This is a genomic window from Streptomyces sp. NPDC046215, from assembly GCF_040646215.1.
GTDB classification, from domain to species: Bacteria; Actinomycetota; Actinomycetes; order Streptomycetales; family Streptomycetaceae; genus Streptomyces; species Streptomyces stramineus.
Genome location: NZ_JBEYZW010000172.1, coordinates 1 through 4358, shown reverse-complemented (window position 1 = coordinate 4358; position 4358 = coordinate 1). Strand labels below are relative to the sequence as shown.

1 protein-coding gene is annotated in these 4358 nt (G+C 70.4%); it reads right to left on the bottom strand.

What is annotated here, in order from left to right; translation table 11 throughout:
• On the bottom strand, positions 1 to 4280 hold a 4280-nt coding region (locus ABZ951_RS33535; protein ID WP_361281735.1), incomplete at its 3' end, for an SDR family NAD(P)-dependent oxidoreductase.
• Between the last annotated feature and the right edge of the window lie 78 nt (positions 4281 to 4358).

Below are 4358 nucleotides of genomic sequence, written 5' to 3'. Positions count from 1 at the left end.
CCACTCACACCATCGTCACCACCAGCACCCACCGCCTCACCCAACAGCCCCGCCAACACCTCCCGATCCACACACCCCTCACCCACCTCCACCTGGACACCCACCACACGTGCCCCAGCCCTCTCCAGCCCCTCCACTACCGCGCCCCCGGCGCCACCCAAAGCGCCGCCCACACCCGACGTCACCCCCGGAACCACCACCAGCCAGCACCCCGACAACACCCCGCCATCCCCACCACCAACCGGCTTCCACACCTCCCCATAACGCCACCCGTCCACCACCCCACGCTCACGACACCGCCGCCACCACACCCCCAAAGCCGGCACCACCGACTCCAACGACGCCCCAACCCCCACCCCCAGCAGCTCCGCCACACCCACCGCATCCGCCCGACCAACCGCCTCCCACAGCTCCTCGGTACCTGTACCTGTACTCGCCTGTGTCTCCGGCGTCGCGTAGACCACGTCCGGGCCCGCTGCCAGCCAGAACCGCTCCCGCTCGAACGCGTACGTCGGCAGATCGACGGCACCGTCCCCAGCGGTTCCCAAGCCCGTCGCCCCCGACCAGTCGACCACCCCACCACTGACGAACAAGCGGGCCACGGACGTCAGGAAGCGGTCCATACCGCCCTCGCCCCGGCGGAGCGAGCCCACGACGACGGCGTCGGCGACCTCCAGCTCGTCCAAGGTCTCCTGCACCGCCACCGAGACAGCGGGGTGCGGGCCGACCTCGACGAACAGCCGATGGCCGTCGTGGGCCAGAGCCTCGGTCGCCTCCTGGAAACGCACGACCTGACGCAGATTGCGGTACCAGTACTCGGCGCCGAGCTCGCTGCCGTCCATACTCCGACCAGTGACCGCCGAGTACAGCGGCACCTCCCCGGCCCGGGGCCGGACCGGAGCCAACAGGTCCAGCAGATCCTCGCGGACCGCCTCGACCTGCGGCGAGTGGGAGGCCCAGTCCACCCGCAGCTTCCGTGCGGGCACACCTTCCCGCGTGAGCTGCCCCGCCAGGGCGTCGACCGCTCCCGGTGCCCCTGAGACCACGGCGGAGCCGGCCCCGTTGACAGCCGCGATGGATAGCTGATCGCCCCATTCCGCGAGACGCGGCTCCAGTTCGCCGGCCCGCATGCCCACCGAAAGCATCGCACCCTGGCCCGCGAGGGACTTCAGGGCGCGGCTGCGCAGAGCGATGATCCGCGCGGCGTCGTCCAGGGACAGGGCTCCCGCCACGTACGCTGCCGCGATCTCACCCTGCGAATGGCCCGCCACCGCGTCCGGGTGCACTCCGTACGACCGCCAGAGGGCCGCGAGCGACACCATGACGGCGAAGAGCACAGGCTGGACGACGTCCACCCGGTCGAGCGGTGGTGCATCGGGCTCTCCCCGCAGCACGCCGAGAAGCGACCAGTCCACGTACGGTTCCAGGGCTCGGGCGCAGTCGGCCATGTGCTCGGCGAATACCGGGGAGGAGTCGAGCAGCTCGGCGGCCATACCGTCCCACTGGGTGCCCTGGCCGCCGAACAGCATGACGACCTTGCCCGGGGCAGCCGGGGCGGACGATCCGTCGACGAGTCCGGGGGTGGGTGTGCCGGAAGCCAGCGCGTCGAGTCCGCGCAGGAAGTCCTCACGGTCCACCCCCAGGACGACAGCCCGGTGCTCGAAGACCGACCTGTTGGACAGTGCATGCGCCACCGCTGCACGATCCAGGTCGCTCTTTCCCGCCGCGAATCGTCGCAGCCGGCGCGCCTGCCCCCGCAGAGCCCTCTCCGAACGCGCCGACACCACCCACGGCACCACCCCCACCACCGGCAGCACCTCAACACCCGACGGCACCACATCAGCGACCGGAGCCTGCTCCACAATCACATGCGCGTTGGTACCGCTGACCCCGAACGAGGACACCCCCGCCCGCCTCGGGCGCCCGTCCTCTCCCGGCCACGGCATTTCCTCGGTCAGCAGCCGCACCGCGCCCGCGTCCCAGTCGATGTGCGGCGACGGCTCATCCACGTGCAAGGTGCGCGGAAGCGTCCCGTTGCGCAGGGCGAGGACCATTTTGATCACGCCCGCCACACCCGCCGCCGCCTGGGTATGCCCGATGTTCGACTTTACGGACCCGAGCCAGAGCGGCTGGTCGCCAGGACGCTCCTGCCCGTACGTGGCCAGCAGAGCCTGGGCCTCGATCGGATCACCCAGCGTCGTACCGGTGCCGTGCCCCTCGACCGCGTCCACGTCCGCCGCCGACAAGCCCGCATTCGCCAGCGCCTGAGAGATCACCCGCTGCTGCGACGGACCATTCGGCGCCGTCAAACCATTGCTCGCACCATCCTGATTCACCGCGCTGCCCCGCACCACCGCCAACACCTGGTGTCCCAGGCGCCGCGCGTCGGAGAGCCGCTCCACCAGGAGGACGCCCACGCCTTCGCCCCAGCTGACCCCGTCGGCCGCGGCCGCGAACGCCTTGCACCTCCCATCGGGTGCCAGCCCGCGCTGCCGCGAGAACTCCACGAAGACACCGGGCGTGGACATCACCGTCACCCCGCCCGCCAGAGCCATCGAGCACTCACCCGCCCGCAACGACTGACATGCCAGATGCAACGCCACCAACGACGACGAACACGCCGTATCCACCGTCACCGCCGGCCCCTCCAACCCGTACAGGTAGGACAGCCGGCCGGAGAGGACGCTGCCCGAGATGCCGGTCATCGCGTAGCCCTCGAGGTCCTGCGTGCCGTGGCGGATCAGGTCCGCGTAGTCCTGTTGGGACATGCCGGTAAAGACACCGGTCTGGCTGCCGCGCAGCGTTCCCGGTTCGATTCCGGCTCGCTCCAGCGCTTCCCAGGAGGCTTCGAGCATCAGCCGCTGCTGCGGATCCATGGCCAGCGCCTCACGCGGACTGATCCCGAAGAACGCCGCATCGAACTCCGCCGCGTCATGCAGGAAACCGCCCTCGCACGCGTACGAGACACCCGCCCGGCCCGAGTCCACGTCAGGATCGAAGAACCGCTCCGCATCCCACCCCCGGTCCACCGGGAAACCGGACACCGCGTCCCGCCCCGAGACCAACAGGTCCCAGAACTCCTCCGGCGAACCCACCCCACCGGGAAAGCGACACGCCATGCCGACGATGGCGACCGGCTCGTCCACCTCCATGACCCGGTGGGCGACCGGTGCCCTTGACACGGCGGTGGAACCGTCGGAACCGAACATCTGCTCATGCAGATAGCCGGCCAGTACGGAGGAAGTGGGGTAGTCGAAGACCAGCGTCGTCGGCAGCCGGAGGCCGGTCACCGCGCCGAGCCGGTTCCGCAATTCCACTGCCGTCAGTGAACTGAATCCCAGATCCCGGAAGGCGCGGTCCGGTAGGACGGGATCGATCGAACCGTGTCCGAGAGCTGCCGCGGCGTGGGTCCGGACCAGTTCCAGGAGCGCGAGCGTCCGGCCGGGCGCGTCCAGGCCCGTCAGGCGGTCCCGCAGTTTTCCCTCGGGTCGCTGTGTCTCCCCGTCCAGCAGGGCCCGTACCTCGGGGATGTCGCCGAGCACGGAACCGACCCCGGCGTGGCCGGCATGGTCGAGGAAGCGTTTCCAGTCGATGTCGGTGACGGTGACGCAGGTGTCGTCGTGGTCGAGCGCCTGGCCCAGCGCCTCCAGCGCCAACTGCGGATCCATCGCCGCCATACCCCGCCGCCGCAGCTGACCCGCGACCTCCGCGTCACCGGCCATCCCCTCACCCGCCCACGCACCCCAGGCCACCGAAAGTCCCGGCAGCCCCAGATGCCGCCGGTAGCGCACCAGCGCATCCACCTCCGCATTCGCCGCCGCATAGTTCCCCTGCCCCGGCGCACCCCACGACCCCGCAGCCGACGAGAACACCACAAAGGCGGAGAGATCCGCACACCGCGTCAGCTCATGCAGATTCCACGCCCCCACCGCCTTCGCCCGCCGCACCCCCGCCAACCGCCCCGGCGACAACGACCCCAAAACCCCGTCATCCAGCACACCCGCCGCATGCACCACCCCACACAACGGAAACTCCTCCGGCACCCCCGCCAACAACTCACCCAACGCCTCACGATCACCCACATCACACGCCGCAACCGTCACCCCCACCCCCAACCCCGCCAACTCCTCCACGAGTTGCGTGACCCCCTCACCCTGGGCTCCTCGGCGGCTGACCAGCATGATGTGCCGAGCACCACGGCGGGCCGCCCACCTGGCGACGTGGCCACCCAGCTGGCCCGTACCGCCGGTGATCAGTACGGTTCCGTGCGGTTCCCACACCCGCCCGGACACCACCCCACCCAACGGCGCCCGCACCACCCTGCGCACAAACACCCCCGACGCCCGCACCGCACACTC